This window comes from Salinivibrio costicola subsp. alcaliphilus (genome assembly GCF_001996185.1).
Classification (GTDB): domain Bacteria; phylum Pseudomonadota; class Gammaproteobacteria; order Enterobacterales; family Vibrionaceae; genus Salinivibrio; species Salinivibrio costicola.
The window spans coordinates 1-337 of record NZ_MUFR01000171.1 but is presented as its reverse complement, the minus strand read 5'-3'; the positions used below and the strand labels follow the sequence as shown (position 1 = coordinate 337).

Sequence of the window (337 nt, the reverse complement as noted above, 5' to 3'; positions counted from 1 at the left end):
AACAACTAAGGTTTTGTTTTTGCCGGACTCAAATAGAAGCTTTGTCGTTATTGATTCAATAAGACAAAGTCCAAGCACACTTGATTGTGTGAGTGACATTTCTGTCACTGATTGAGAACTTTACTGTCATTCTTAAAGAATGACTTGTCAGCTTTCCAGATTGTTAAAGAGCATCTCTTTTCAGAGTAACGCCTAAAAGCGTTAACCAATGGCTTGCCATTAGTTAGCGCTTTTTCAATTTGACCGTGCAATCTGTGTGAACACTCGCAAGAATAGCGTCAGTAAGGAGGTGATCCAGCCCCAGGTTCCCCTAGGGCTACCTTGTTACGACTTCACC

The 337-nt window shown here is 41.5% G+C and carries 1 rRNA gene; it reads right to left on the bottom strand.

The annotated features are described in order from the left end of the window. Window positions 1-282: 282 nt before the first annotated feature. Window positions 283-337, bottom strand: a 16S ribosomal RNA gene (locus tag BZJ21_RS16640); the annotation flags it as partial.